Consider the following 23,691-nt stretch of genomic DNA (forward strand, 5'->3'; position numbering starts at 1 on the left):
TTATGCCGTCTTCTTCACGTAGTGGGTGTAGAGGTCGTCGTCCTCGACCTGGTCGAGGAGGTCGACACCGTCGGTGCCTTCTGCCCAGCCCTGAATGTCACTCATGCTGCCCGAGTCAGTCGAAACGACTTCGAGAACGTCGCCTGCCTCGAGGTCATCGATCGCTTGCTTGGTCTTCACGATGGGCATTGGGCAGGACAGTCCTTTCACGTCGAGCGTCTCGGTGGTTTCGTATTCTGAGCTCATATGTTGTCTCTGTGCTCTGTATTGGAGCTAATACACAATATTGGCTGTGCCTATAAAAGGATATCGGTTATTGTGCCGATCGTGAATAGCTGTGGTTTTCCGGAACCCGTCATACACCCCATTACTTTCCGTCAGTGCAGCATTCACGCGCGTTCAAACAGTGTATGTTGTCAAACCGTCGGTGAGCTGTATTGTACGGTGAGGGAAATACCATACAAACTCTTAAGTGCGAGTAGCCGATACTGGATACTGTACAACATGGACGACATGGACTTCCCAACGCCAGACGAACCGGTCGAATCGGTTACTCCCGACGAGCTGAAAGCACGAATCGATGCGGGCGATGCGGTCACGATCCTTGACGCACGCATGGAAAGTGACTACGACGAGTGGCGAATCGACGGCGACAACGTCGAGTCGATCAACGTCCCGTACTTCGAGTTCCTCGAGGACGATATCGACGCTCACGTCCTCCAGCAGATCCCCGACGACCGCGAAGTCACGGTCCTCTGTGCGAAAGGCGGTGCCAGCGAGTTCGTCGCCGGCGCACTGGCCGACCGCGGCTACGATGTCAACCATCTCGAGGAGGGAATGAACGGCTGGGCACGAATCTACGAGGCCGTCGAAGTCGACGGCTACGACGGTGCGGGCACCCTGCTCCAGTACCAGCGGCCATCGTCGGGCTGTCTCGGCTACTTCGTCTACGACGACGGCGAGGCGGCCGTCATCGATCCACTGCGTGCGTTCACCGACCGCTATCTCAACGACGCCGACGAGCTCGGTATTGATCTGAAGTACGCGATTGACACGCACATCCACGCGGATCACATCTCGGGCGTTCGCGCACTCGGTGCCGTCGGCGTCGAAGGCGTCATCCCCGAGGCCTCGGTCGACCGTGGCGTCACCTACGCTGATGAGATGACGCTGGCTGCAGACGGCGACGAGTTCGAGGTCGGCGACGTCACGATCGAGACCGTCTCCACGCCCGGCCACACCTCCGGGATGACCTCGTACCTGATCGACGGCGAACTGCTCGCGACCGGCGACGGGCTGTTCATCGAGAGCGTCGCTCGTCCCGACTTGGAAGAAGGCGACGACGGCGCACCTGAAGCCGCCAGCATGCTCTACAAGAGCCTTCAGGAGCGTGTCCTCACGCTGCCCGACGACACGCTCATCGGTGGGGCTCACTTCAGCGACGCTGCCGTCCCCGCCGAAGACGGCACCTACACGGCACCGGTCGGCCAGCTCAAAGCAGAGATGGCTGCCCTGACGATGGAGGAGGACGACTTCGTCGAGCTGATCCTCTCGGATATGCCACCACGCCCGGCCAACTACGAGGACATCATCCCAACGAACCTCGGCCAGCAGGAGGCCGACGACGACGAAGCCTTCGAACTCGAGCTTGGCCCGAACAACTGTGCTGCCAGCCAGGGCTCGCTGGCAGACGACTAAGACACGTGCTCTGATACTGAATGTTTACAGAACTCGTCCCGCTTTCCCTGACCGCCGAGCTCTTTCCCAACGGTGTCTTTCGATACGCCGTCGGGGGACTGCTCGTTGGCCTCGGAGCGGCAGTGATCTACCTCGGGACCGGCATCACCGCCGGCGCGAGTACGTTCCTCGAGTCGACGCTTTCGTACGCCTCCGACCAATCGCGGTTCCAGCGCTACCGTCCCTCTCGAGACTGGCGTGTCGTCTTTACGCTGGGGATCATCCTCGGAGCGGCAGTGTACGCCGTCATCTGGCAAGGTGGGGCGTGGACGACCGACGTCCAGCCCTGGCGGCTCCTGGTCGGCGGCGTCTTCGTCGGCATCGGGACCCGTATCGGCAAGGGCTGTACCTCCGGCCACGGCGTCTGTGGCGTCGGTTCGGCCTCGAAGACGTCGATCGTCGGCGTGATGACGTTCCTGGTCGTCGCCATCGTAACAGCACAGCTCGTCCAGCTCATGGGGGTGAGTCCGTAACATGAGTTGCGAGACGCTTGCGTCTCGAGATAGCGAACGGGGAGGTGACGACCCGTGAGCAGCAACCGCCATCCACTGTTCATGCCGCTGATCTTCGCCGGCGGCCTGATCTTCGGCTTCGGGCTTGGCTTTAGCCACATGGCCCGTCCGGAAGTCGTGCTAGATTTCCTCCAGTTCGACGACTTCGGGCTGTTGTTCGTCATGTTCGGCGCGGCGATCGTCACCGGGATCGTGTTCGCGATCATGCCGCGACTGCGCGACAGCGCACCGTTGACTGGCGACGCCTACGGCCGGCGGCTGAAGTCGTTCGACCGAAACGTCCTCATCGGCGGCGCGATCTTCGGCGTCGGCTGGGGCCTGTCGGGGATCTGTCCCGGCGCGGCCTACGCCAGCCTCGGGATCGGCAACGTGACGATCCTGTGGGCAATCGTCGGTATGTTCGCTGGCGCCTACCTCCAGGGTGTCTGGCGCAGCCAGCGTGCCGCGTCCGAACCCACTCCAACCGGGGCTGACTAATCTCGTGATTCCGGCTTTCGTCTCACGAACCGCTGTCTGAACACGTTTTCGTACACGACTTCTGGCCCCAAAACGAGACTGCCGTCTCGCCTCGTTGCCGCTCGAGTCAGTTCCTCGCCTGGGTGAGCAGTGCGGACCCGATCGCCGCGACGCCGTTTGCGCGGGTCGCTCCTGCGTTCCCACTCGGCTCCGCTTGAGGTGCGCTGCGGGCGCTCAGATAACCGCCAGCGGCAGCATAATCGCCACCCCGATCGCGATCCCGCCGGCGAGTTCGGGCTTCCCGCCGTTTGGCAGGTCTTTTCCGAGATCCAACGCTTCCGGAATGAACTCCGTAAGCACGAGATAGATCATCGCCCCCGCAGCAAATCCAAAGCCAAACGGCAGAAACTCCCGAGCGACGCTGACGAACGCGAAGGCGATGACGGCCCCGATCGGCTGTGGCAGACTCGAGAAAACCGCCCACCAGACCATCTTCCACTTCGAGACGCCCATCGACTTCAGCGGGATCGAGATCGCCGTCCCTTCCGGAATGTTGTGAATCGAGATCGCGATCGTCATGAAGACCGCCAGCAACGGGACGGTAAAGCCAAGAAACGCCACGCCGTCCTCGAGACCGAGATCCGAAAACGAGACGCCGACGGCGATCCCTTCTGGAAAGCTATGGACGGTCAGAATGCCGAGGATCAGTACGAGTTTCTTGAAATCAGCCTCCTCGTACGTTCGAGGATCGATATCGGCGTCCATGAGAATGTCGTGTGCGATCACGACGAGCAAGACACCAGTGGCCATCCCTGCTGCAATCTCGAGCGGGGTGCCTTCGGTCAGTCCCTCCTCGATGAGTCCGAACACGGACGCTGAGACCATGATTCCAGAGGAGAGTCCCCAGAGCATCACACTCCGGCGGTCGCTGATCTCGTCAAAGAAGAAAAACGGCAGCGCACCAAGCCCCGTCGCCAGCGCTGTAATCGCCCCCGCGACGAACACGAGTACGAGACTCTCGAGAAGAGTCATCTCTCTCTTAGCTGTCGAACTGGTCGTATAAATCGTTAGCTTCCCCTGACCCGCTCGGTCGACCAAATACCGGTCTTTGCGTTGTACTTCGAGTGCCTGCTGCCAGTCGTTGTCGTGGCTGCAGTCGGTGTTAGCGTTCTACTACTTTCCACACAGAGTCAAGCAGCGACCAGACGAGACGCAGCGACTGTGCTGACCGACACAGTGGAGCTTAGCTGTGCTGATCGATGAGGCCCTTGAGCGTCGCCTTGTCCTGTACGCCGACCATGCGCTCGACGGGCTGGCCGTTAGCGTAGAGGATGAGCGTCGGGACGCTGCGAGCGCCCAGTTGCTGGGCAAGACGCTGGTGGGCGTCGATGTCGACTTTCGCGACCGCGGCATCGGTTTCTGCGGCCAGCGCCTTCACCGTCGGCTCGAGCATCTGGCAGGGACCACACCAGTCGGCATAGCAGTCCACGAGGACGACGTCGTGGTCGTTGACGACGGTCTGGAGGTGGTCGTTGCCTCGAATACTGATCGGTTCGGCTGGACTGGTCTCTTGCTGGGCGTCGGATCCAGCGACGTTGCCGCCGTTCTCGAGGCGTTCGCGCAGTTCCTGTTTTTTCTGTTCGCGGATTCGTTCTCGTTCGTCGTCTGCAGAGTCACTCATCGGGCGACCGTACGGCCTCTGCAACCATAATAGTTGTGTGTAATGCGAACAATATTGGACCGCTGCTGGCGGGAGACGGTTTCGTGGTCAGTACCGCAGTCCGTCGGCTCTCGTGGCGGTCGTGACGGGTGGCTCGAGGACAGATGCAGACCCAGTTGTGTTCAGAGCGAGAGCGGAACGCTGTGACGGGTCTGGTTCTCGACCGGGTCTTCATCTCTCTCGAGGGCGAGCCAGCCTGTCTGGGCTCTCTGCCACGCCGTGCTGGGAAGAAGCTCACAACGCCCCAACCAACTAGGGTTCGTGGTAGTGGTTTTTGGATACAAGACCATACGGCCATCCGTGATCGAACCGGGTGAGAAAGGCAACATCTGTGTGCCGTCACAAACGAGACGACTGTAACTTACGCTGTTCGCTCCGGTGGCACGAGCATCACGTTCCCGTTTGCGCGGGCAACCAGATCCTCGGAGACGCTGCCCAGCAACAGCCGGCGCAGTCGGCTGTGTCCGCGCGAGCCAACGAGGGTCGTCGTCGGTTCGTACTCGGCTTCGGCAGCGAGGATCTCGTCGGACGGATCACCCTGACGGATTTCCGTCCGTGTCTCGAGTCCCCATTCCTGGAGCTGGCCCGCGAGTTCGGCCAGCTGTGCTTCTGGATCTTCGCCCTCCGGAAGCCCCGGATCCTTCGGCGTTTTGACGTGGACCAGCGTCGCCTCCTGGGCCGCATGACGCAGATATGAGAACGCTTCGAACGCCTGCTCGGCGTTCTTCGAGAAGTCCGTCGCGTACAGCATCCGCTGGAAGAGATGTTTCCGGACCATGCTCGGCTCGTCGGTCTCGCGTTCGATGCGGTTGACCAGCAGCGGCGTCACTGTCGTTCGAGAGAGGTTGCGCGCGGTCGAGCCAATCACCCGGTTCTCGAGAGGGCTCTTCCCGCGCGAGCCGACGACCGTCAGGCTCGCGCCGATCGTCTCCGCGATGCCTCGAATCCGCCGGTGAGGCGTCCCACGGACGACGTGGGTCTCGACGTCGAAGCCAGCGCCCTCGATGACCTGTTCGTAGCGGCCGAGCGCCTTTCGACGGCGTTTCTCGAAGTCGATACCGGGCATCCCGGCGTGGACGTTCGACGGCACCACTGTCACCAGATTGATCTCCTCGATGCCGATCCGACCCAGACACGCGAGGCCGGTTTCGTTCTCGATTGTCGCCTCGCTCGCCGCGGACAAATCAGTTGCCAGCACTGCTTTCATACCCGTCGTAGGTGCCGACGGTATAATATTGTTTGGACAACCCAATATCAACTCTGGCGAACGCGCTCGAAATCCCAGATCAGTGAGTCGCTTAGCCGGTGTGAGCTCGACGAATCTTACTCGAGTTCGGCTACTCATTCACGCCGTGTCGAAGGATCGCGCGGTGTGCCGGCGCAGTCATCCCGCTCGAGCCTATATATTTAAAAAACTTATGCGAATATTTCCGTAGGATAGCTATGAGATAGCTCGCAGTAATATTGTGCGCCAGTCCCAAAAGCGTTATACGGTCTTCACGAGTAGAGAGTAGTGAGCAACAATCCATGATCCGTACACAACTGGGTTCAAACGGGGGGCGATACGCGTGATCGAATTTAGCGCGTACTCCCCACTCGTACAGGCAACACTCCTCGTCGGTGTCGTCTTCCTTCAGGCAGTTGTCCTCTACGTGGGCTACGGTGCCGTAGAGCGAGTCGCAACGCCACTGATCGAAACGATCACGGACGCATAACTGATGGAGCTACTAGGACTCAGCTTGCCGCTGTTGCTGTTGTTCGTGAGCTTCGGCTTCATGGTCGGGGTACTGTTCGGCTTCTTCGGAATGGGGGGATCCTTCCTGATCACCCCGACGCTGCTGATCCTCGACTACCCTGCGTCGGTTGCGATCGGGAGCGGACTGGCGTTTTACTTCGGGACCTCCGTGATCGCCGTGTTGAAACACTACGACGTCGGCCAGGTCGACTACAGGCTCGGCGCGATCCTGTTTGTCGTCCTCTCGGTCGGGATCGAACTCGGCAGTCGGCTCGTGTTTGGCCTCGAGGCGTTGGGGATCGCCAACCTCGTCACGGGTGTCGCGTACGTGGTTTTGCTGGCCGGGATCGGTGCGCTATTCCTGCGCCGAGCTTCCAACCTCGATGCCGATGACGACGAGGCAGACGATGTCGACGATGACGAGATTCCACCAGTCGCACAGAAGATTCAGTCGTACAACGTGCCGCCGATGATCTCGTTGACCTCTGGCGGACGGGCCTCGGTGTGGACGATCACAGGTGCCGGTGGGACTGTCGGTCTCGTCTCGGGACTGATCGGCGTCGGCGGCGGTTTCATCCGCATGCCCGCGATCTACTACCTGATCGGGACGCCGTTGACGGCCGCTGTCGGGACCAGCCTGTTTGCCGGGCTGTTCTCGGGTGCCTTCGGGACGTTCACCTACGGGATGTCCGGCAGCGTCGACCTGACGGTGGTCTCACTGCTGTTAGTCGGGAGTGCGCTCGGAGCCAGAATCGGTTCAGCGGCGACGACAATGGTCGAAGAGGACGACGTGATCATCTACTTCGGGCTCATGATGCTGTTCGCCAGCGCCGGCATCGCGCTCAGCGAACTCGCCAACTGGCTTGGAACGGACGCGCTCGATATCGTGAGCGTCCTCCTGCTCGTCGGCTCGTCGTTTTTCGTCGCACTGATGATCCTCTACCAGGTCGTTCAGTCGGTCAACACGGTCGAATCGAACGCACAGGTAACCCCAGACGGTGATGACTGATGACGTCGACGAACGATCCGTACAGAGCCAGAACGGGGGTTTACCTGCTTGGCTCGCGTATACATAGCTGTCCGTGAGTCTCATTGCGATCGTCGCACTCGTTCTGGCACTCGGTGTTGCCTCCCGCGTTCTCGCCGACCGACTGCGGATCCCGAGTGTCCTCTTTCTGATCTTCGCCGGGATCGCGATCGGTCCCGAACTGCTCGGTCTCGTCTCCCGGGAGACGTTCGGTGACGGACTCCCGGCAATGGTCGGCGTCAGCGTCGCGATTATTCTCTTCGAGGGCGGCTACCATCTCCGCCTCGAGAAACTGCGGGAGAGCCCGACGGCGCTAACCCGACTCGTCACCGTCGGCGCAGCGATCACCTGGCTCGGGACGGCTGCCGCCGTCGTCGTCTTCCTCGACACCGGTATCGAGGTCGGTCTGCTAGTCGGCGCGTTGCTGATCGCGACCGGGCCGACAGTGGTTGGCCCGATTTTGCAGGTCGTCACCGTTCGTGACCACGTCGCTGCTGTCCTCGAGGGAGAAGGGATCATCAACGACGTCACGGCGGCGATCCTGGTTGTCGTCGTCTTCGAGGTTCTCGTCGCTGGGAACGGCACACCGGCTGCGCTCGTCAGTTCGTTCGCGATACGGTTGTTCATCGGGCTGGCAGTTGGCGCGTTCATCGCCGGCGCCGTGTGGCTGGTGATCAGCCACGTGCAGTCCAGACCCCGTGCAGCGCCGCTGCACGCGCGGTTGATCGTTCTCGCTGGAATCATCGTCGCGTACGCCGGCGCCGAACTGATCGCCAGCGAAACGGGGATCGCCGCCGCTGCGATGGCCGGCTTCGTCCTCGGCAACGTCGACCTCCCCTACCACGAAGAGGTGATCGACTTTCTCGATGACCTCTCAGTCGTCGTGCTCTCGTTTATCTTCGTCGCGCTGGCGGCGCTGATCGACTTCGCAGATATTCTCTCACTCGGACTGGCCGGTCTCGCAATCGTCGCCGCGATCACGGTGGTGCTCCGGCCGGCAGTCATCTATCTCTCGACGACAAACGAGCGCTTTACGCACAATGAACGGCTCTTTCTCAGCGCCGTCGGCCCGCGCGGGATCATCCCCGCCAGCGTCGCGACGCTGTTTGCCGTCGAGTTGCAGGCACTCGGCCAGCCACAGGAAGCCCAGCTGCTTGCTGGGACCGTCTTCCTGATTATCTTCGCGACGGTCGTCCTCCAGGCCGGCCTCGCACGACAGATCGCGAACTACCTCGAGGTTTCACCAATGCGCACACTCATCATCGGCGGGGGACGGGTCGGTCTCTCCCTCGCAGAACGGCTCGAACAGGACGGCGAAAACGTACTTCTCATCGACACCGACCCCGACGCGGTCGAAAAGGCCCGCAAACGCGGGCTGCGAGCGATCGAAGGCGACGGCACCGACGCCGATGTCCTCGAGCGTGCCGGCGCATCGGACGCGAAAACAGTCATCGCGACCACGCCGGACGACGACGTCAACCTACTGGTGTGTCAGCTCTCGAAGACGACCTTCGGCGTCGACAAGGTCGCCTCACGGGTCAACCAGCCCGACAACGTCGACGCCTTCGAATCGCTGGGCGTCCGGGCGATCGACCTCTCGATGGCGACGGCGTGGTCGCTCGAGAACGTCTTAGAGCGGCCGTCGCTGTCGGCGTGGATGAACGAACTCGGTCGAACCGGCGACGTCCAGGAGATCGAGGTCACGGCGACGGATCTCGTCGGAAAGACGATCGCCGAACTCAACGCCGAGATTCCGGACGGCTGTATCGTCGGCTTGCTCACCCACGATGACGGGACGACAGAGGTTCCAACCGGAGACCATGAACTACAAGATGGCGACCGGATCACGTTCCTCGGCCAGACGGATGCCGTCGACCGTGCTGTCAAGCGATTCCACCCGCACGACTAGCCGTTTGGACGTCTCAGTTTTTCATAGCATCTGCATGAGGCGGTCGTGGCCCCGCCCCGTCTGTATCCCGCGTTCTGTCTGACAGACGAGTCCCCACAGAGGACTGTCGACCGTCTGTCCACTGTCACACTTCGCCTCTGGTCTGCCTTCTCGAGCGGCAGTACTGTTCCATAAATGCAAAACCGGGGTTGGGATACGGTGCTCGAGTGCTGTCATACTCGTCGCTCATCTGCTCGAGTCGACTGTTTCAGCAGGCGGGACGTTTCAGTACTCAAGGCGCGCGCGACGCGCTTGGGACGCTGCCCAATCTCTGTCAATATCTGTATAACGTATACAAATATATGCGTGGGTTAGCGGTAGGATAGGACACGGGAATATTGTGCAGTATTCCCAAAAGTGTTATATTCGTTCTGCTGGTAGACTGTACTGAGTAGTCTCCTATGACCCACACACAACCGAAACGGAACGGAGGTCGACACGCATGATCGACTTCGCAGCCCTCTCCCCAGCAGCCCAGGCAGGCGTGCTCGTCGGTGCCGTCCTGGTCGAGGCAGTCGTCCTCTACGTCGGCTACGGCGCACTCGAGCGGGTCGCAGCACCACCGGTCATCGAGACGATCAAGAACACATAAACAGAGTTCTTTGACATCGGACTCACGCTGATCATGTTGTTCATCGGGTTCGGCTTTGTGATCGGCGTGTTGTTCGGCTTCTTCGGGATGGGAGTGCTGAGCACAGTCGGCTTTGCACTGATTATGCTCTCGGCGCTGCTGGTCAGTGGGTCCGTGATCGACGGTACGACCAAAGCGATGCGAGTGGAATCAAAAACGGCGGCAGCGATGGCAGACTGAGGCGTTGCTCGGGTACCGACGACGGCAGATCGCCATTGCACAATATTCACACAACCCTTATATCACCGGGATCCGTAGCTAGACACAGTAACATGGCAAATTCGATGACGGAACAACTTCAACAAGACATGGCTTGCGAGGGGTTGTTGGAGTGTATCCACGGTCTCAAACAGCTGGACAAGGAGTGCTTTCAGGTGATGGTCGAAAGCGATGAGCCCCTGACGATCGACGAGGTCGCCGAACAGGTCGACCGCGAGCGATCCACCGCGTACCGGTCGATCCAGCGACTGCTCCAGAGCGGCTTCATCCAGAAAGAACAGATCAACTACGAACAGGGCGGCTACTACCACGTCTACTCTCCAACCGATCCGTCCCAGATCGCAAACGATATGCAGCGGATGTTGAACGACTGGTATGCGAAAATGGGACAACTCATCCAGGAGTTCGAAGACAAGTACGAACAGGTCGATAACGGACAAGTTCCCGCCGAGAGCTAATCATCACACATCTGGGACCCGTCTGTCTGTGACAGCGCCATCCCGTCGTTCGGTCAGTAATTCTCTGTTTACGAAGCCACGAACGGCCACGGCGACTCAGCACACAGCGATCGTTCGAGACGGACTCAACGGTCTGGAGGCTGCTTGGCGTGAGACGTCATACTCGCGCTGAACGAGTCAGAGCAAGAACGCACGGCGACGTCGTATGTTCTGGCCTCTCGAGTCCGAGCTTGTCGGTCTCCATTGGCGAACGCGACGGTTACTATTGCGCAGGTGGTATTGTGAGCTTTCTACAAAACCCTTATGGCCATGCGGGGCATCTTCTCTTGTAGAACAATGGCGGACTCAATGGCCGAGCAACTCCAGCAGGAGATGGTGTGTGAAGGACTGTTGGAGTGTATCCACGGCCTCAAACAGCTTGATAAGGAGTGTTACCGGGTGTTGGTCGAGAGCGATGAGCCGCTGACGATCGACGATGTGGCAGACCGAGTCGATCGAGAACGGTCGACCGCGTACCGATCGATTCAGCGACTGCTCCAGAGTGGCTTCATTCAGAAAGAACAGGTCAACTACGAACAGGGTGGTTACTACCACGTCTACGCTTCGACTGACCCGTCCCAGATCGCAAACGACATGCAGCGGATGTTGAACGACTGGTATGCGAAGATGGGACAGCTCATTCAGGAGTTCGAAGACAAATACGAGGATGTCGACGACAGCGCGACCGACGACAGTGCAACCACGGTCGAAAGCTAATTTTACAAACCGACCGAACTCACGAGCGAGCACAGCGTTCGTCACCTCCCAGTGGCTGACGACGATGGCGAACTGACTAGACTCATCACAATCGACGATCTGAACGAACTGGTCGCCGACGAGCACCAACAGTTCGCGAACGTCGTTCAGGCACAGCGACCACCGTACTGAGGCCGTCAGCCGACCACCCCACTGACACTCGTGCAATCCGTTTCCCGGCCCGCTCCACAGCCTCACCAGGCTAATTGAAAACAGACCGTATTTTTCGGCCGATGTCTCCTCACCAGTTCGGCCGTTCGACAGCCGGGTTTGCGATAGCTGTGAAAGACTCCCGGGAATAATTGGGTGGTTCTGCGTGCGATCCAGTAGCTCACTACGCTCACTGAGCGCTAAAACTGCCATATTTAGGCGTTGTGTGACAGTACAGAACACACCTGCTGAAGTGGCTGTCTCCCCTTCCCGATTACCGTATTGTACAATACACACAAAACCTTTAAACAGCTCGGGCTCGTAGCAACCGATGATGGCAACTGATGCACACAGCGGCTCACCCGGACAGTCTCCTGACGAACCCGTCCACATCGAGAGTGAAAGCCACCTCGAGGACGTTGTCAACGACTACGACGTCGTTCTTGTAGACTTCTTTGCGACGTGGTGTGGCCCGTGCCAGATGCTCGAGCCCGTCCTTGAAGGGCTGGCAGACGAGACTGACGCCGTAATCGCGAAAGTCGACGTCGACGAACTCCAGCAGCTCGCTGGCACCTATGGCGTCCGCGGCGTGCCAACGCTCGTCCTCTTCGCCAACGGTGAGCAGGCCGAACAGCACACCGGTGCGCTGCCGGCAGACCGATTGCGTGACATGATCGAGGGATACACCAGCGAATGAACGACACAGAACTCTCCGAGACCGTTCACGACGTCGTGATTGTCGGCTCCGGCGTCGCTGGCCTCTCGGCCGCGGTCTATGCCGCACGAGCCGATCTCGAGCCGATCGTACTCGAGGGGCCAGAGCCAGGCGGCCAGCTCACGCTGACGACCGAAGTCGAAAACTACCTCGGCTTCCCCGAGGGGGTCGGCGGGATGGAGCTGATCCAGCGCGGGAAAGAACAGGCCCAGCGGTTCGGTGCCGAGTTCGTCCACGGCGCTGTCGAGCGTGCGGCCCTCGAGGAGCGGCCGTTCGCTCTCGAGCTGTCGAACGGCGACACGCTGGAAACGCAGGCGCTGATCGTTGCAACCGGCGCGAGCGCTCGCTGGGTTGGCGCCGAGAACGAAGACGAGCTCATGGGCTATGGCCTCTCGACATGTGCAACCTGTGACGGCGCGTTCCACCGCGGCGACGACGTCCTCGTGATCGGTGGTGGCGACAGCGCGATGGAGGAAGCACTCTTCCTCGCGAAGTTCGCCGATAGCGTCACGGTCGTCCACCGTCGTGACGAGCTGCGTGCCTCCGATATCATGGCGCGTCGCGCCCGCGACCACGACCAGATCGAGTTCCGCTGGAACACGGAACTGCTCGAGATCCACGGCTCCCGAGACGACGGTGTCACCGGTGCGACGCTGGTGAGCCACCCCGACGGTCGCCCAAAAGAGAAGCTGGATTCGGGCGAAGACGTCGAGCACGAGGACGTCGACGTCGGCGGGATCTTCTACGGCGTCGGCCACGTCCCGAACACGACGTTCCTCGAGGACACCGCCGTCGACCTCGACGACGAGGGCTATCTACAGACCCTCGAGGGAATGACGACCGAGACCGCAGTCGATGGCGTCTTCGGTGCGGGTGACGTGATGGATCCCGACTATCGACAGGCAGTTACGGCTGCCGGAACGGGAAGCATGGCCGCACTCGATGCAGAAAGCTGGCTCGAGGAACAGGCAGTCGAGTCCGAGGCTGCTGTCGCCGTCGAGGCGGACGACTAACCCGCTCGAGTCGCTTGCTACGTTTCACTAGTTCTCTATATACGATATTCTGATGGGTTCTGGGTACCTGTCTACCGGCGCCGTCCATTTTTGTGAACGGCTTTCGTTTCAAAACGTCCCGAAATCGACCGTTTCTGGACTCTACTCGAGTGATCCTCCACGTCTCGAAGTGTGTCTTCTCGAGAACTGTTTCCTGATAACCACAGATACTATTGTGTGATATGTCAAAAAACACACTAGAAACCATGATGTGTGTTCACGTGGTTTCCTTTCGACCGCTGATCTCGTCCGGCTCGAGCTGGAAGTCGTGGAACGTGATCTCCGATCGCGGCCGGTCGAACACCTCGACGGCTGGGATATCGACCGCCCACATGCCCTGGACGGCAGCCGACTCGTGTGGGAGTTCGGTGAGTTCCTCGAGCGTGCCGGTGGCGACGACGCTGCGCCAGCCCTCGTCCGTTTCGTCGTAGGTGACGAACGATACCGGGTTATCGATAAACGACTCTTTCGAACTGCTCGGTGGGAACGAGAGCCGAAAGTAGAACGTTTCGGCGTCGTCGTAGTAGCCGTACGAAACCGGGAGCGACGCTGGCGGCTCGTCCCCATCCCGCGTAAACGAGAGCACGCCGATACCGCCGGTTCCCAGGAACTCGTCTCGCTCCTGTGCTGACAGCTGCACCCAGCGAAGACCTGTCATACATTATGCGTACAGGTCGAAGTGAGAAAAGGTTCAGTTACAGCGATCCGGAGTGTCTTCGAAAGCTGGCAAACGGCGTCCAAACCATGTTCGTTCGGACTGAGTTAGTGGTCCGCTTGAGCACGTGCGAACGCTGCGTATCTTTATGCTATTGTGTGACGAACTACAGTAGATCATGGTAGAACGAACCTCACTCGATGGAGCAGTCTCGATCGTTACTGGCGCAGGTGGCGATATTGGCACTGGGATCGCAATGGAACTGGCGTCCGCCGGCAGCGACATCGTCATCGCCGATGTGGACGTCCTCGAGACGGAGTACAATCAGCAGTCCTCGGAGGAGGTCGGCGGTGCGACGCACGCACAGGAGGTCGTCGAACTGATCGAAGACCAGGGACAGCGAGCCCACGTTATCGAGTGCGACGTGACTAAACCGGAGCAGGTCGATGCGATGATCGAGGAGACCGTTTCGGAGTTCGGGAAACTCGATCTGCTCGTGAACAACGCGGGCGTCATCACCGTCACGCCCATCGAGGAGATGGCGGACGCCGAGTGGGATTCGATCATGGATGTGAACGTCAAAGGGGTCTTTCTCGCCTCCAGAGCCGCCATTCCCCACCTTCGAGAGTCGGAGGGAAGTATCCTCAACACGGCCTCAATCGCCGGCTCCATCGGCGCTGCCGGGCTTGGACACTACTGCGCATCGAAACACGCCGTGCTCGGCCTGACGAAGTCGCTCTCGCTCGAGCTCGCACCGGACGTGACGGTCAACGCAATCTGTCCGGGCATCGTCCAGACGCCGATGTGGGAAGACGTGTTGACACCTGAACTCGATGAGCCTTATGAAGAAACGATCGAGCGAGTCATCCCCATGGAGCGCGACCAGACGCCGGAGGATATGGGTCGAACTGTGGTCTTCCTGGCGGAGAACCGAAACATCACCGGTCAGGCGATCACCGTCGACGGCGGCATCCTTCAGAACGTTATCTGACCGTCGTTTCGTTTCGCGTGCCCATCTCAAATCAATAATACTATTTTGGTATCGCACCGTATCGCTCCAGTATGACGAAACACGCCCTGGTGCCGATCGATGGCTCCGAATCGTCCTGGGATGCGTTAGACTATGCGCTCGAACAGTACAACGGCAAGCAGATCACCGCCTTGCACGTCGTTGACCCAGCCGAGAGCGTTTACGCGGGTTCTGAGGGTGGCGCCTACGACAGCACCGCGTTCGATCGCACGCTCGAACGTGGCGAAGAGCTCTGTGAGCAGGCCAAAGCCCGACTCGAGGAAGGCGAATACGCCGACTCAACGGTGCTCGAGACGGCCATCGAAACTGGTCGCCCGTCCCAGACGATTCTCGAGGTGGCCGATGATCGAGATGTCGATCACATCATCATGGGCAGCCACGGTCGGTCTGGTCTCTCCCGAATACTGCTCGGTAGCGTTGCCGAAACGGTCACCCGCCGAGCAGCGGTGCCAGTGACGATCGTTCGGTAGCAGCGTCTCGACAGGCCGACTCGAGGCGCAGCGACTCGGTCACTCACGCCAGCCCATCGAGCGAACACGAGTGAATGGGGACGGTCTGAGACCCAATTGCGACACGTATTTCGGACGAGGGTGCGAAAATCGGTTATGAAATTCGGAACGTGTTCCGTTCGAACGCTTCGGTTGGCGCCGTATCGAGACGGTAGCTGGACGGTGTGGTCGTCGTGAAGAGAAACGTTGGCGAGACGGAGAAAACGGTTCGACTCCTCGGCGGGCTCGTGTTCGTCGGCATGTCGATGGCGACCGTTGCTTTCGGCGAGTCGCTCGGAGCCGACATACAGGGCCTCGTCGCTACAGCGACGTTACTGGTTGCAGCGGTGCTGTTGGCGTCTGCAGGTGCACAAACGTGTCCCGCAAATTACGTGCTGGGAAGAGACACCTACGGCGGCGACCGATCCGAAGATGACGCCTGATTGGCGCGGTCTCTAGGACGGGAGAGCAGCGCGTTTTGCGTCCCGACAGCTGCGCCGTCCGTCTATAACAACTGAACCGATAGACACCGACACAGGACCGTCGTGGGATGCAGTGTGCAGCGAATCGATGGCTACTGTAGCTCCCTCAACGTTGAATGGTGAGTTTGTGGCTTCGGATTTATAGCCGACGCCGTGGAACGTTGGATCGGTGGGTCGCTATTCGCCACCGTATCCCCCATGCCACAGCACGTTCTCGTTCCACTCGACGGCTCAGACCACAGCTTCGCCGGCCTGGAGTACAGTTTGGCGTCGTTTCCAGACGCCACACTCACCGCCGTTTTCGTCGTCGATCCCACACACGACGCGACTGTCGGTACTTCCGAATCGACACGTGACCGCGCTGAAGACGATGGCGAGCGAGTGCTCGACCGCGCAGTCGACCGCGCCGAGGCGGACGGGCGTGAGCTTCGAACACAGCTTCGGACCGGCACGCCGCACACAGAGATCCTCGCGGTCGCAAGCGAAACCGACGTTGATCACGTCGTGCTGGGAAGCCACGGCGAGTCGCCGATCAAACGGCCGTTCCTTGGCCACGTCAGCGAGGCTGTCGTCCGGCGCGCACCAGTCTCGACGACCGTCGTCCCCGAGACGACGACCACCGTTCGCGACCGCGAACTGCCCGGCTCGATTCTGGTCCCTGTCGATGGCTCGGAGCAAGCCGAAGCCGCACTCGCCTACGCCCTCGAGACGTTTCCCGACGCCACGCATACGGCTCTCCACGTCCAGGAACTCCCATTCGACCGTCCGCGATCGGAGATCCAGGGAACGTACCTCGAGGAGACGCTACGCAGTTACGAAGAACGCAGCGCGGAGATCCTCGAGGCAGCGACGGCGCTCGCTGACGACCGCGGGATGGCGATCGAGACGGAGACTACAGCCGGGAAACCGGCAACGGAAATTGTCGACGACGCTGACGCGAACGACTACGACCAGGTCGTCATGGGCAGTCATGGACGATCGCTTACAGATCGGCTCTTCACAGGGACCGTTGCAGAGCGAGTTGCTCGACGTTCACCACGGACGGTCACGCTCGTTCGAGGGGCGCCGGTGGAGGACTGATTCGGCCATCCTGACAGCAGTTACGACTCGAGTCGACAGCGAACGATCTCGACCGGGAACATCCAGACCGTCTCCTCGCGTGTGTCGTCGATCCGGAACCCGGCCTCACGAAGCGTATCACGAACGTAGATCGGACGACAGTCAGCGTACGTTGGGGCTAGCGTACGAACTGACTCGTACAGCCACGTCGCCGGCCCATCGCCACGGCGGGACAGCGAGACGACACAGAGTCGACCGCCGGGTGCGAGCACGCGCTGCCACTCTGTGAGCACGGCCAGCATCTCAGGTGTATCGAACAGTTCGAGGACGAAGCTCACGAACACCGCGTCGAAGGCGTCGTCTTCGAACGGCAGCGTCACGGCGTCGCCCCGTACCACAACGCCGTGATCGAGTCCAGCGTCGGCAAGCGCGGTCCTCGAGACACGACACATGCCCGCCGCGAGATCGATCCCAACGGCAGTCCCGCCGGGATCGACGGCGTCTGAGAGCGCAACGAGCGCGGTACCGGTTCCACAGCCGACGTCGAGGACGCGTTCGCCCGGCCTGGCATCGAGGAGGTCGACACCTGCTGCTCGCGCTGGTTCTTCGAACGGGTCGGCGAACGTATCGTACCAGCGGCTGATCGCGTCGTACCAGTCTCTGGCAGCTTCTTTCGACCGAGAGACGCGGCTGATCGGCCCCGGTGGTGTCTCGCCCGTGGCTTCGTCGACACTGGTACTCGAGGGCGACTCGCTGCCGGTCGCTGGTGGCTGCTCGGTGGTCACTCTCCAGCTGCCTCGAGCAGCTCGAAGAGCGGGTCGAAGTCATCTGGCAGCTGATCATCGACTTTCTCGAGATTCCCTGCCGGAACGACCTCGCTGATGACGACCAGGAGCTGCTGGGCGTGGTAGTTGGCGTCGGCCCGGTCGATGTTCTCGCGTTCGGCGACCCGATCGAGAAACTCTTGATAGTCGAATCGCTGCCCGTGTTCAGCTTCCGTCAGATAGCGATCGACCTCCATCGGGAGCGGGCTGGCGAGGTCGGTCGCTTCCCCTTCCTGCAGGCGCTCACCGAGCGTGGTCAGGACAGCTCTGGTCGCCCGTACGGCCTGTCCGAACTGTGCGTACTCGAGTCTGTGCTGCACCTGGCCGATGAATTCCTTGTAGTTCATCTCGGGACACCGGGTGTACACCGACGGTCCAAATAAAAGCCTCATATTGGGTGACCAACACCACCCGTTTCGAGATCGGTCGACGGATGCGAGGCTCACTCTGGGAGTTGTTGCATAGTCTTTTGAGACTACGTGAAGTACAAGAAGGTGATGTCCCGCCAACTACTCGTTCCAGTCGACGGTTCGCCGCTGTCGAAGCAGGCACTCGAGTACGCGTTCGAACACCATTCTGACGCGGCTATCGTTGCACTCCACATCGTCGATCCGTCGGAGCCGGGCTACAGCTCTGCAACCCCTGTCGACGTCAGAAACGAGCCACCCCACGGTTCAGAAGCGTGGTACGAACGAGCTGCCGAGGAAGAAGAACAGGTCTTCGATGAAGTTCGTGAACTGGCAGCCGAACACGACGCCGACCTCACGACCGAAAGCAAAACCGGTGATCCCGCCCGTGAGATCATCGACTACGCCGAAGAGCACGACATCGACGGAATCGTCATGGGTGGGCACGGACGCACGGGACCGTCTCGGCTACTGCTTGGCAGTGTCACGGAGCTGGTCGTCGCCCGCTCACCAGTGACCGTGACCGTCGTTCGCAACGCGGCTGAGCAGTGAGCGGCTAGCGTCGTTATCGTACGACCGTCACCGGAACGTTCGCGCGCTTGACGACGAGTTCGGCCGTGCTTCCCATCCGCGCTTCCGCGACGTTCCCCCGGCCACGACTCCCGATGACGATCCCATCGACATCCGTCTCCTCGACGGCGGCGACGATCGTCTGTGCCGGCGAGCCGACTGCAGTCTCGGTCTCGATCGTTAGACTCTCCGTCTCGATCTCCTCGAGCGCATCTTCAAAGAGGTCGGTTGCCCCAGCGTGTTGTTCCTCGAACCACTCTTCGGTCAGCGGTGGCAGTTGGTCTTCTTCGGGCGTCAGTTCGAACGGATCGATCGCATGAAAGAGCACGAGCCGCGCGTTCGGAAACGTCTCGAGAGCGTACTGTAATGCATCCTGTGCGTGTGGCGAGCCGTCGTGTGCGACGAGAATCGATCGCGACATGGTCGTATCCCACTGTTCGAGAGAGGCGATAGTAAACCTAGTCGACAGTCAACGGGTGGGTCGGTTAGACACCGTCACTCGTCGTCGCTGACAGTGGCGTCCGGAACGACGAGGACAGGCACCGTCGCTGTGCGGACGACCTGATCGGCCGTACTGCCGAGTAGCGCTTCCGTAACCGCACCACGACCGGTTCGACCGAGGACGATCTGATCGATGTCGTGTTCGGCAGCGTACGTGATGATTTCCTCGGCGGGCCGTCCACGTCGAACAGCGCCGGTAACGTCGATATCGTGGTCGTCGGCACTCGCAGCGAGGTCTGCAACGAGGCGTTCTTTTACGTCCTCGAGTTCGTGGATGTCATCGATACCAAACGACAGTGGGCCGCTGGTGGTGTCCATAACCGTCAGCACGTGGACAGTTGCACCTTCCCGGTCGGCAATCGCGATCGCGCGCTCGAGGGCTGCCTCAGCGGCGTCGCTGCCGTCGGTCGGGACGAGAACCGAACGGAGAGCGTCCGCAGCAGTATCTGTATTCGACATTATAATTCGTGCTAACGATAGCGTCTCCCCTCATAATACACTGTCGGCCGGACCGGTGTGCAACCGGCGTAGTAGTGTGTCGATACCCCACCCGCGACCGCCACGCCAAGCGCTACCGGACAATGACGACAGGGATCGGTGAGCGGCGAACGACAGACTCCGCGACGCTGCCGAGGAGCACCCGTGAAACGCCTTCTCGGCCGTGGCTCCCGATGACGATCATGTCATACGCCTCCGTCTCCGCGTGATCGACGATTTCCCGTTCCGGTTTCCCCGTCGCGACCTCGGTGTCGAGTGTCCGGTCGTACTCTGCCGTGTCGTCGACCGCTTCCTCGAGCACGTCCTGGCCACGTTCGCGGGCCCGTTCGATGTCGGCAGTTCTGTGTGCGTCGTCCTCGAACGCAGCCCAGTAGCCTTCGGGCAGCGGGACGACGTGAAGCGCGGTGACCGAGGCGTCGGGAAACGTCTCGAAGGCGTACTCGAGGGCATCCGCCGCGGGCGCCGAGCCGTCGTAGGGGACGAGGATGCTGTCGCTCATAGAGCCCAATACACCAGCAGCCGACATAATACCACCCGCGCGGTGGCTCACAGTGAAAAGGGGAGTGGCACGTCTCTGGTGGCACCATAGCAGCCACTGAACGTCACTGCACACGCATCGCACGATACTGTCGATGCGTGTGTCAATCGTCTCATAGGGATCAGCGTGGATATTCGGACGTTTTCACGAGGAGAACAGTCTACTGGAAAAACCGCACGACGAGAGAAGCTATGAACTAGTCTGTTGATCCCTATCGGTTGTTGCGATAGCTGCCGAGAGATGCCCCTACCACTCCATGCCGCCGTTGATCCCGATGACCTGCCCGGTCATGTAATCCGCGTAGTCGCCGGCGAGGAATCGCACCATGCCGACGATGTCTTCTGTCTCGGCGAACCGATTCAGTGGAATATCCTCTCGGATCTGATCGCGCACACGATCAGGGACCTTCTCGAGCATATCGGTCTCGGTGAAGCCGGGGGCGACACAGTTTGCCGTCGAGTCGTGTCTGGCGAGTTCGAGGGCGATCGTCCGGGTGAAGGCGATGAGGCCGCCTTTCGACGTGGCGTAGTTGGCCTGCCCGTAGTTGCCCTGCTGGCCGACGACGCTCGAGATATTGATCAGCCGTCCCTGGTCGGCCGTTTTGATGTCGTCGTAGAACGCCTTGGTGCAGTTGAACGTCCCGTTCAGGTTGACCTCGATCACCCGGCTCCAGTCCTCGTAGGTCATATCCTCGAACTTCCGGTCGATCGTGATGCCGGCGTTGTTGACGAGGACGTCGACCGAGCCAAGTTCATCGTGGACCTCCTCTGCCATCCGGGCGACGTCGTTCGGATCGGAGACGTCGGCACCGACGGCGATCGCCGTCTCGTCGTTCGCTTCGATTCGGTCCGTCACCTCCTGGGCCTTCTCGTCGGAACTGCGATAGTTCACGATGACATCCGCGCCACAGCGGGCGAACTCGAAGGCGATATCCCGCCCAATCCCGCGCGAGGAACCGGTGACGAGACAGGTCTTATCCGCGAGCGGCCGACGATCGAGGGGCTCTAATCGCTGGATTGATTCGGACATACGGATGGCGCTACACCGTCTATCATGTTAATCTTGTGTCCGACACTCACAGACTGTCTTGCCCGTGCCCCGTGAGGTCCTCAGAACGCCGTCCAGCCGCCGTCGACCGGAATATTCGCCCCAGTGATGTACGACGCCTCATCAGAAGCTAGGAACGCGGCCATGGGGGCAATCTCCTCCGGTTGCCCGTGGCGATCCATCGGCGTCTTCTGCTCGAGGTAGTTGTAGAAGCGCTCGTCCTCGAGTAAGTCCTCGGTCATCGGTGTTTCGACGAAGCCTGGACAGATGCTGTTGACGCGGACACCCTCGGTGGCGTAATCGATCGCCACCTGCTGGGTGAAGTTGACGACACCGCCTTTCGCCGCGGAGTAAGAGGCCGCGCCTTTCCCGCCGACCAGGCCGTAGATCGAGCCCAAGTTAATGATACAGCCGTTGGACTCCTTGAGGTGGGGCAACGCGGCCTTCGTGCCGTGCATCACGCCGTCGAGGTTGGTCTCGACGACGGCCCGCCACTCCTCGAGATCCATCTCTTCGACGGAAGTCACGCTCGCGATGCCGGCGTTGTTTACCATTACGTCGAGGCCGCCGTGGGTGTCGACGGTCTCCTCGACCAACGTCTCGATCTGCTCGTAGTCGGTGACGTCGCAGTGACTGAACTGGCAGCTGATCTCCTCGGCGGCTGACTCGCCGTTGTCCTCGTCCACGTCGGCGATGACGACAGTCGCTCCATCGTCGACGAAGCGTTCGGCGATTGCCTTCCCGATACCGACGGCTCCGCCAGTCACGATTGCGATCTGATCTTCGAGCATCGCCCCCTCCCTACACCGAAGTCGAATAAATGGGTTTGTGTCTGTCGGAAAAGTAATCGGTTCCTGTGGGTATTAACCATTGGACCGTAGTAGCGACCGGCGCATGACCGTTCAGATCGCTGGCGTGGCCAGCACCGAGTTCGGCGAACACCCCGATTCGTCGACCCGAGAACTGTTTACCGACGCCGCCCTCGAGGCGCTCGAGAACGCCTCGCTGTCGGCCGGAGACGTCGAGGAACTGTACGCCGGCAACTTCATCGGCGATCTCACCGATGATCAGGCCCACGTTGGGGCGATGCTCGCCGACTATCTCGGCGCGCGGCAGGCGGCTTCCATGCGAACGGAGAGCGCGTGTGCCTCGGCGAGTTCGGCCGCTCGGTCGGGCGTACAGGCGATCGAATCCGGCGATGTCGACGTCGCACTCGTCGGCGGCGTCGAGATAATGTCCGCAAGCAGCCTCGAGGTGGTGACCGACGCGCTGGCCAACGCCGCGGACAACGAGTACGAAAACGAGGCCGGACTTACGTTCCCCGGCATCTACGCGCTGATGGCCCAAGCGTACATGAACGAGTTCGACGTTACCGAGGACGAACTCGCCGCAGTCGCCGTCAAGAACTACGAAAACGGCGTATCAAACCCTCTCGCCCAGCGTCAGACGGAGACCGACGTCGAGAGCGTACTCGACAGCCCACCCGTCGCGACTCCGTTGAATCTGCAAGACTGCTGTCCGATCACCGACGGAGCCAGCGCAGCGGTCCTCGTGAGCGAGTCGTTCGCCGACGACCACGGCCTCGAGACGACCGTCGAGTTCGCCGGGAGCGGACAGTCGAGTGATTCGCTGGCGCTCCAGGACCGAGCGGAGCTGCCGCGAACGCGAGCCGCCGAACGGGCTGCCGAGGACGCCTACGAACGGGCCGGGATCAGCCCCGGCGACGTCGACGTGGTCGAACTCCACGACTGTTTTACAATCGCAGAGATTCTCGCGATCGAATCGCTCGGCTTCTTCGAGCGCGGCGAGGGTGCCCGCGGCGCGGTCGAGGGCGAGACGGCCGTCGACGGCCGCATCCCAATCAACACCTCCGGTGGCCTGCTCGCGAAAGGCCACCCGGTCGGTGCGACCGGTGTCGCCCAACTCGTCGAAATCACGAAACAGCTCGAGGGACGACATCCGAATCAGGTCGATGATCCGACCATCGGGCTCACACACACGGTTGGCGGCAGCGGCGCGAGTTGCGTTGTCAACGTCCTGCGGACGGGGGGTGCGTAACCATGCAGCCCTGGTTCGTCGACTTCGCCGAAGGAATCGACGACGGCGACCCGATCTACCTCGCCTGTGCGGAGTGTGGATCGACGGCCCTCCCGCCGCGGACGGTCTGTCCCGAGTGTGGAACCCGGACGCTCGAGGAGCGGTCGCTTGCCGAGACGGCGACGGTGACGGCCTCGACGACGATCTTCAGTTCGATCCCGGAATTCGCCGACGAGACGCCGTACACCGTCGTCATCGCGGCCTTCGACGAAGGGGTGCAACTCACCGGACAGCTCCGAGGCGCTGACGAGGTAGACCGTGGCGAGTCGGTCACGGTCAACGTCGAGGAACGCGGCGACGACGAGTGGCTCATCACGTTCTCGCCGACTGACTGAGACCG

The 23,691-nt window shown here is 60.8% G+C and carries 31 protein-coding genes and 1 pseudogene; 20 read left to right on the forward strand and 12 right to left on the reverse strand.

What is annotated here, in order from left to right; translation table 11 throughout:
* Complete coding sequence (locus DV706_RS01890; protein ID WP_006068048.1) at window positions 1-246, reverse strand: sulfurtransferase TusA family protein; 246 nt, start codon at window positions 244-246, stop codon at window positions 1-3.
* Between the two features lie 258 nt (window positions 247-504).
* Here DV706_RS01890 and DV706_RS01895 point away from each other — a divergent pair, with 258 nt between their 5' ends.
* The 3 genes from DV706_RS01895 (at window position 505) to DV706_RS01905 (ending at window position 2,726) form a co-directional block, all read left to right on the forward strand.
* Complete coding sequence (locus DV706_RS01895; protein WP_006068049.1) at window positions 505-1,698, forward strand: MBL fold metallo-hydrolase; 1,194 nt, start codon at window positions 505-507, stop codon at window positions 1,696-1,698.
* A gap of 20 nt (window positions 1,699-1,718) precedes the next feature.
* Window positions 1,719-2,210 (forward strand): YeeE/YedE family protein, encoded by a 492-nt coding sequence (locus DV706_RS01900; protein ID WP_006068050.1) that lies wholly within the window; start codon window positions 1,719-1,721, stop codon window positions 2,208-2,210.
* Between the two features lie 81 nt (window positions 2,211-2,291).
* Window positions 2,292-2,726 (forward strand): YeeE/YedE family protein, encoded by a 435-nt coding sequence (locus DV706_RS01905; protein ID WP_083902080.1) that lies wholly within the window; start codon window positions 2,292-2,294, stop codon window positions 2,724-2,726.
* 213 nt (window positions 2,727-2,939) lie between these two features.
* Here DV706_RS01905 and DV706_RS01910 read toward each other — a convergent pair whose 3' ends face one another.
* The 3 genes from DV706_RS01910 to DV706_RS01920 form a co-directional block, all read right to left on the reverse strand.
* The gene (locus DV706_RS01910) at window positions 2,940-3,737 is read right to left on the reverse strand and encodes a ZIP family metal transporter (RefSeq protein ID WP_006068052.1); all 798 of its coding nucleotides are present in this window, start codon (window positions 3,735-3,737) and stop codon (window positions 2,940-2,942) included.
* Window positions 3,738-3,948: 211 nt separating this feature from the next.
* Window positions 3,949-4,386: a thioredoxin gene (trxA, locus tag DV706_RS01915; protein ID WP_006068053.1), complete on the reverse strand. Its 438-nt coding sequence runs from the start codon at window positions 4,384-4,386 to the stop codon at window positions 3,949-3,951.
* A gap of 400 nt (window positions 4,387-4,786) precedes the next feature.
* Window positions 4,787-5,632 (reverse strand): universal stress protein, encoded by an 846-nt coding sequence (locus tag DV706_RS01920; protein ID WP_006068054.1) that lies wholly within the window; start codon window positions 5,630-5,632, stop codon window positions 4,787-4,789.
* Window positions 5,633-5,993: 361 nt separating this feature from the next.
* Between DV706_RS01920 and DV706_RS21625 the strand changes: the two genes are divergently transcribed.
* The 10 genes and pseudogenes from DV706_RS21625 to DV706_RS01960 all read left to right on the forward strand — a co-directional run bounded on the left by DV706_RS21625 (window position 5,994) and on the right by DV706_RS01960 (window position 13,116).
* Window positions 5,994-6,140 (forward strand): DUF7512 family protein, encoded by a 147-nt coding sequence (locus DV706_RS21625; RefSeq protein ID WP_006068055.1) that lies wholly within the window; start codon window positions 5,994-5,996, stop codon window positions 6,138-6,140.
* Between the two features lie 3 nt (window positions 6,141-6,143).
* Window positions 6,144-7,169, forward strand: coding sequence for a sulfite exporter TauE/SafE family protein (locus tag DV706_RS01925; RefSeq protein ID WP_006068056.1), 1,026 nt, complete (start codon window positions 6,144-6,146; stop codon window positions 7,167-7,169).
* 73 nt (window positions 7,170-7,242) lie between these two features.
* Window positions 7,243-9,096: a cation:proton antiporter domain-containing protein gene (locus tag DV706_RS01930; protein WP_136350769.1), complete on the forward strand. Its 1,854-nt coding sequence runs from the start codon at window positions 7,243-7,245 to the stop codon at window positions 9,094-9,096.
* A gap of 481 nt (window positions 9,097-9,577) precedes the next feature.
* Entirely contained in the window at window positions 9,578-9,727 is a 150-nt protein-coding gene (locus tag DV706_RS21630; protein ID WP_006066843.1) for a DUF7512 family protein, read from the forward strand.
* A 33-nt stretch (window positions 9,728-9,760) separates the two neighbouring features.
* A complete protein-coding gene (locus tag DV706_RS01935; RefSeq protein ID WP_006066842.1) occupies window positions 9,761-9,946 on the forward strand; it encodes a hypothetical protein in 186 nt (61 codons plus the stop codon).
* 92 nt (window positions 9,947-10,038) lie between these two features.
* Window positions 10,039-10,443 carry a helix-turn-helix domain-containing protein gene (locus DV706_RS01940; protein ID WP_006066841.1) on the forward strand — a complete coding sequence of 135 codons (405 nt, stop codon included), beginning with the start codon at window positions 10,039-10,041 and terminating at the stop codon, window positions 10,441-10,443.
* 336 nt (window positions 10,444-10,779) lie between these two features.
* Window positions 10,780-11,199 (forward strand): helix-turn-helix domain-containing protein, encoded by a 420-nt coding sequence (locus tag DV706_RS01945; protein ID WP_006066840.1) that lies wholly within the window; start codon window positions 10,780-10,782, stop codon window positions 11,197-11,199.
* Window positions 11,200-11,370 (forward strand): annotated as a pseudogene (locus tag DV706_RS22460) (CBS domain-containing protein); the annotation flags it as partial.
* A 352-nt stretch (window positions 11,371-11,722) separates the two neighbouring features.
* Window positions 11,723-12,085 (forward strand): thioredoxin, encoded by a 363-nt coding sequence (gene trxA / locus DV706_RS01955; RefSeq protein ID WP_006066838.1) that lies wholly within the window; start codon window positions 11,723-11,725, stop codon window positions 12,083-12,085.
* A complete protein-coding gene (locus tag DV706_RS01960; protein ID WP_136350771.1) occupies window positions 12,082-13,116 on the forward strand; it encodes an NAD(P)/FAD-dependent oxidoreductase in 1,035 nt (344 codons plus the stop codon). Before trxA (DV706_RS01955) ends, DV706_RS01960 begins: the two co-directional genes overlap by 4 nt.
* Before the next feature lie 256 nt (window positions 13,117-13,372).
* On the opposite strand, the gene DV706_RS01965 is transcribed toward DV706_RS01960, so the two are convergent.
* Window positions 13,373-13,813: a pyridoxamine 5'-phosphate oxidase family protein gene (locus tag DV706_RS01965; RefSeq protein WP_006066836.1), complete on the reverse strand. Its 441-nt coding sequence runs from the start codon at window positions 13,811-13,813 to the stop codon at window positions 13,373-13,375.
* Between the two features lie 175 nt (window positions 13,814-13,988).
* Between DV706_RS01965 and DV706_RS01970 the strand changes: the two genes are divergently transcribed.
* The 4 genes from DV706_RS01970 to DV706_RS01985 all read left to right on the forward strand — a co-directional run bounded on the left by DV706_RS01970 (window position 13,989) and on the right by DV706_RS01985 (window position 16,890).
* Window positions 13,989-14,801 (forward strand): SDR family NAD(P)-dependent oxidoreductase, encoded by an 813-nt coding sequence (locus DV706_RS01970; RefSeq protein WP_006066835.1) that lies wholly within the window; start codon window positions 13,989-13,991, stop codon window positions 14,799-14,801.
* Window positions 14,802-14,872: 71 nt separating this feature from the next.
* Window positions 14,873-15,310 (forward strand): universal stress protein, encoded by a 438-nt coding sequence (locus DV706_RS01975; RefSeq protein WP_006066834.1) that lies wholly within the window; start codon window positions 14,873-14,875, stop codon window positions 15,308-15,310.
* Between the two features lie 212 nt (window positions 15,311-15,522).
* Window positions 15,523-15,771, forward strand: a complete 249-nt coding sequence (locus DV706_RS01980; RefSeq protein ID WP_049889858.1) for a YgaP family membrane protein — start codon at window positions 15,523-15,525, stop codon at window positions 15,769-15,771.
* Window positions 15,772-16,008: 237 nt separating this feature from the next.
* On the forward strand, window positions 16,009-16,890 hold the full coding sequence (locus tag DV706_RS01985; RefSeq protein WP_006066832.1) for a universal stress protein: 882 nt from the start codon (window positions 16,009-16,011) through the stop codon (window positions 16,888-16,890).
* Window positions 16,891-16,910: 20 nt separating this feature from the next.
* On the opposite strand, the gene DV706_RS01990 is transcribed toward DV706_RS01985, so the two are convergent.
* Complete coding sequence (locus tag DV706_RS01990) at window positions 16,911-17,654, reverse strand: class I SAM-dependent methyltransferase (protein ID WP_006066831.1); 744 nt, start codon at window positions 17,652-17,654, stop codon at window positions 16,911-16,913.
* Window positions 17,651-18,040 carry a DUF2267 domain-containing protein gene (locus DV706_RS01995; protein ID WP_006066830.1) on the reverse strand — a complete coding sequence of 130 codons (390 nt, stop codon included), beginning with the start codon at window positions 18,038-18,040 and terminating at the stop codon, window positions 17,651-17,653. The genes DV706_RS01990 and DV706_RS01995 overlap by 4 nt, the downstream gene beginning before the upstream one ends.
* A 150-nt stretch (window positions 18,041-18,190) precedes the next feature.
* On the opposite strand from DV706_RS01995, the gene DV706_RS02000 reads away from it, so the two are divergent.
* Window positions 18,191-18,652, forward strand: a complete 462-nt coding sequence (locus tag DV706_RS02000; RefSeq protein ID WP_006066829.1) for a universal stress protein — start codon at window positions 18,191-18,193, stop codon at window positions 18,650-18,652.
* 13 nt (window positions 18,653-18,665) lie between these two features.
* Here DV706_RS02000 and DV706_RS02005 read toward each other — a convergent pair whose 3' ends face one another.
* From DV706_RS02005 to DV706_RS02025, 5 genes are all read right to left on the reverse strand, one after another.
* The gene (locus DV706_RS02005; protein ID WP_006066828.1) at window positions 18,666-19,091 is read right to left on the reverse strand and encodes a universal stress protein; all 426 of its coding nucleotides are present in this window, start codon (window positions 19,089-19,091) and stop codon (window positions 18,666-18,668) included.
* Window positions 19,092-19,165: 74 nt separating this feature from the next.
* Window positions 19,166-19,630, reverse strand: coding sequence for a universal stress protein (locus DV706_RS02010; protein WP_006066827.1), 465 nt, complete (start codon window positions 19,628-19,630; stop codon window positions 19,166-19,168).
* A 112-nt stretch (window positions 19,631-19,742) separates the two neighbouring features.
* Window positions 19,743-20,168: a universal stress protein gene (locus DV706_RS02015; protein WP_006066826.1), complete on the reverse strand. Its 426-nt coding sequence runs from the start codon at window positions 20,166-20,168 to the stop codon at window positions 19,743-19,745.
* 285 nt (window positions 20,169-20,453) lie between these two features.
* Window positions 20,454-21,236 carry a 3-oxoacyl-ACP reductase family protein gene (locus DV706_RS02020; RefSeq protein ID WP_006066825.1) on the reverse strand — a complete coding sequence of 261 codons (783 nt, stop codon included), beginning with the start codon at window positions 21,234-21,236 and terminating at the stop codon, window positions 20,454-20,456.
* Between the two features lie 80 nt (window positions 21,237-21,316).
* Complete coding sequence (locus tag DV706_RS02025) at window positions 21,317-22,045, reverse strand: SDR family NAD(P)-dependent oxidoreductase (protein ID WP_006066824.1); 729 nt, start codon at window positions 22,043-22,045, stop codon at window positions 21,317-21,319.
* Window positions 22,046-22,148: 103 nt separating this feature from the next.
* On the opposite strand from DV706_RS02025, the gene DV706_RS02030 reads away from it, so the two are divergent.
* Window positions 22,149-23,312, forward strand: a complete 1,164-nt coding sequence (locus DV706_RS02030; protein WP_136350772.1) for a thiolase domain-containing protein — start codon at window positions 22,149-22,151, stop codon at window positions 23,310-23,312.
* A gap of 2 nt (window positions 23,313-23,314) precedes the next feature.
* Window positions 23,315-23,686, forward strand: coding sequence for a Zn-ribbon domain-containing OB-fold protein (locus DV706_RS02035; protein WP_006066822.1), 372 nt, complete (start codon window positions 23,315-23,317; stop codon window positions 23,684-23,686).
* The last annotated feature ends 5 nt before the right edge of the window (window positions 23,687-23,691 follow it).

Source organism: Natronorubrum bangense (genome assembly GCF_004799645.1).
Classification (GTDB): domain Archaea; phylum Halobacteriota; class Halobacteria; order Halobacteriales; family Natrialbaceae; genus Natronorubrum; species Natronorubrum bangense.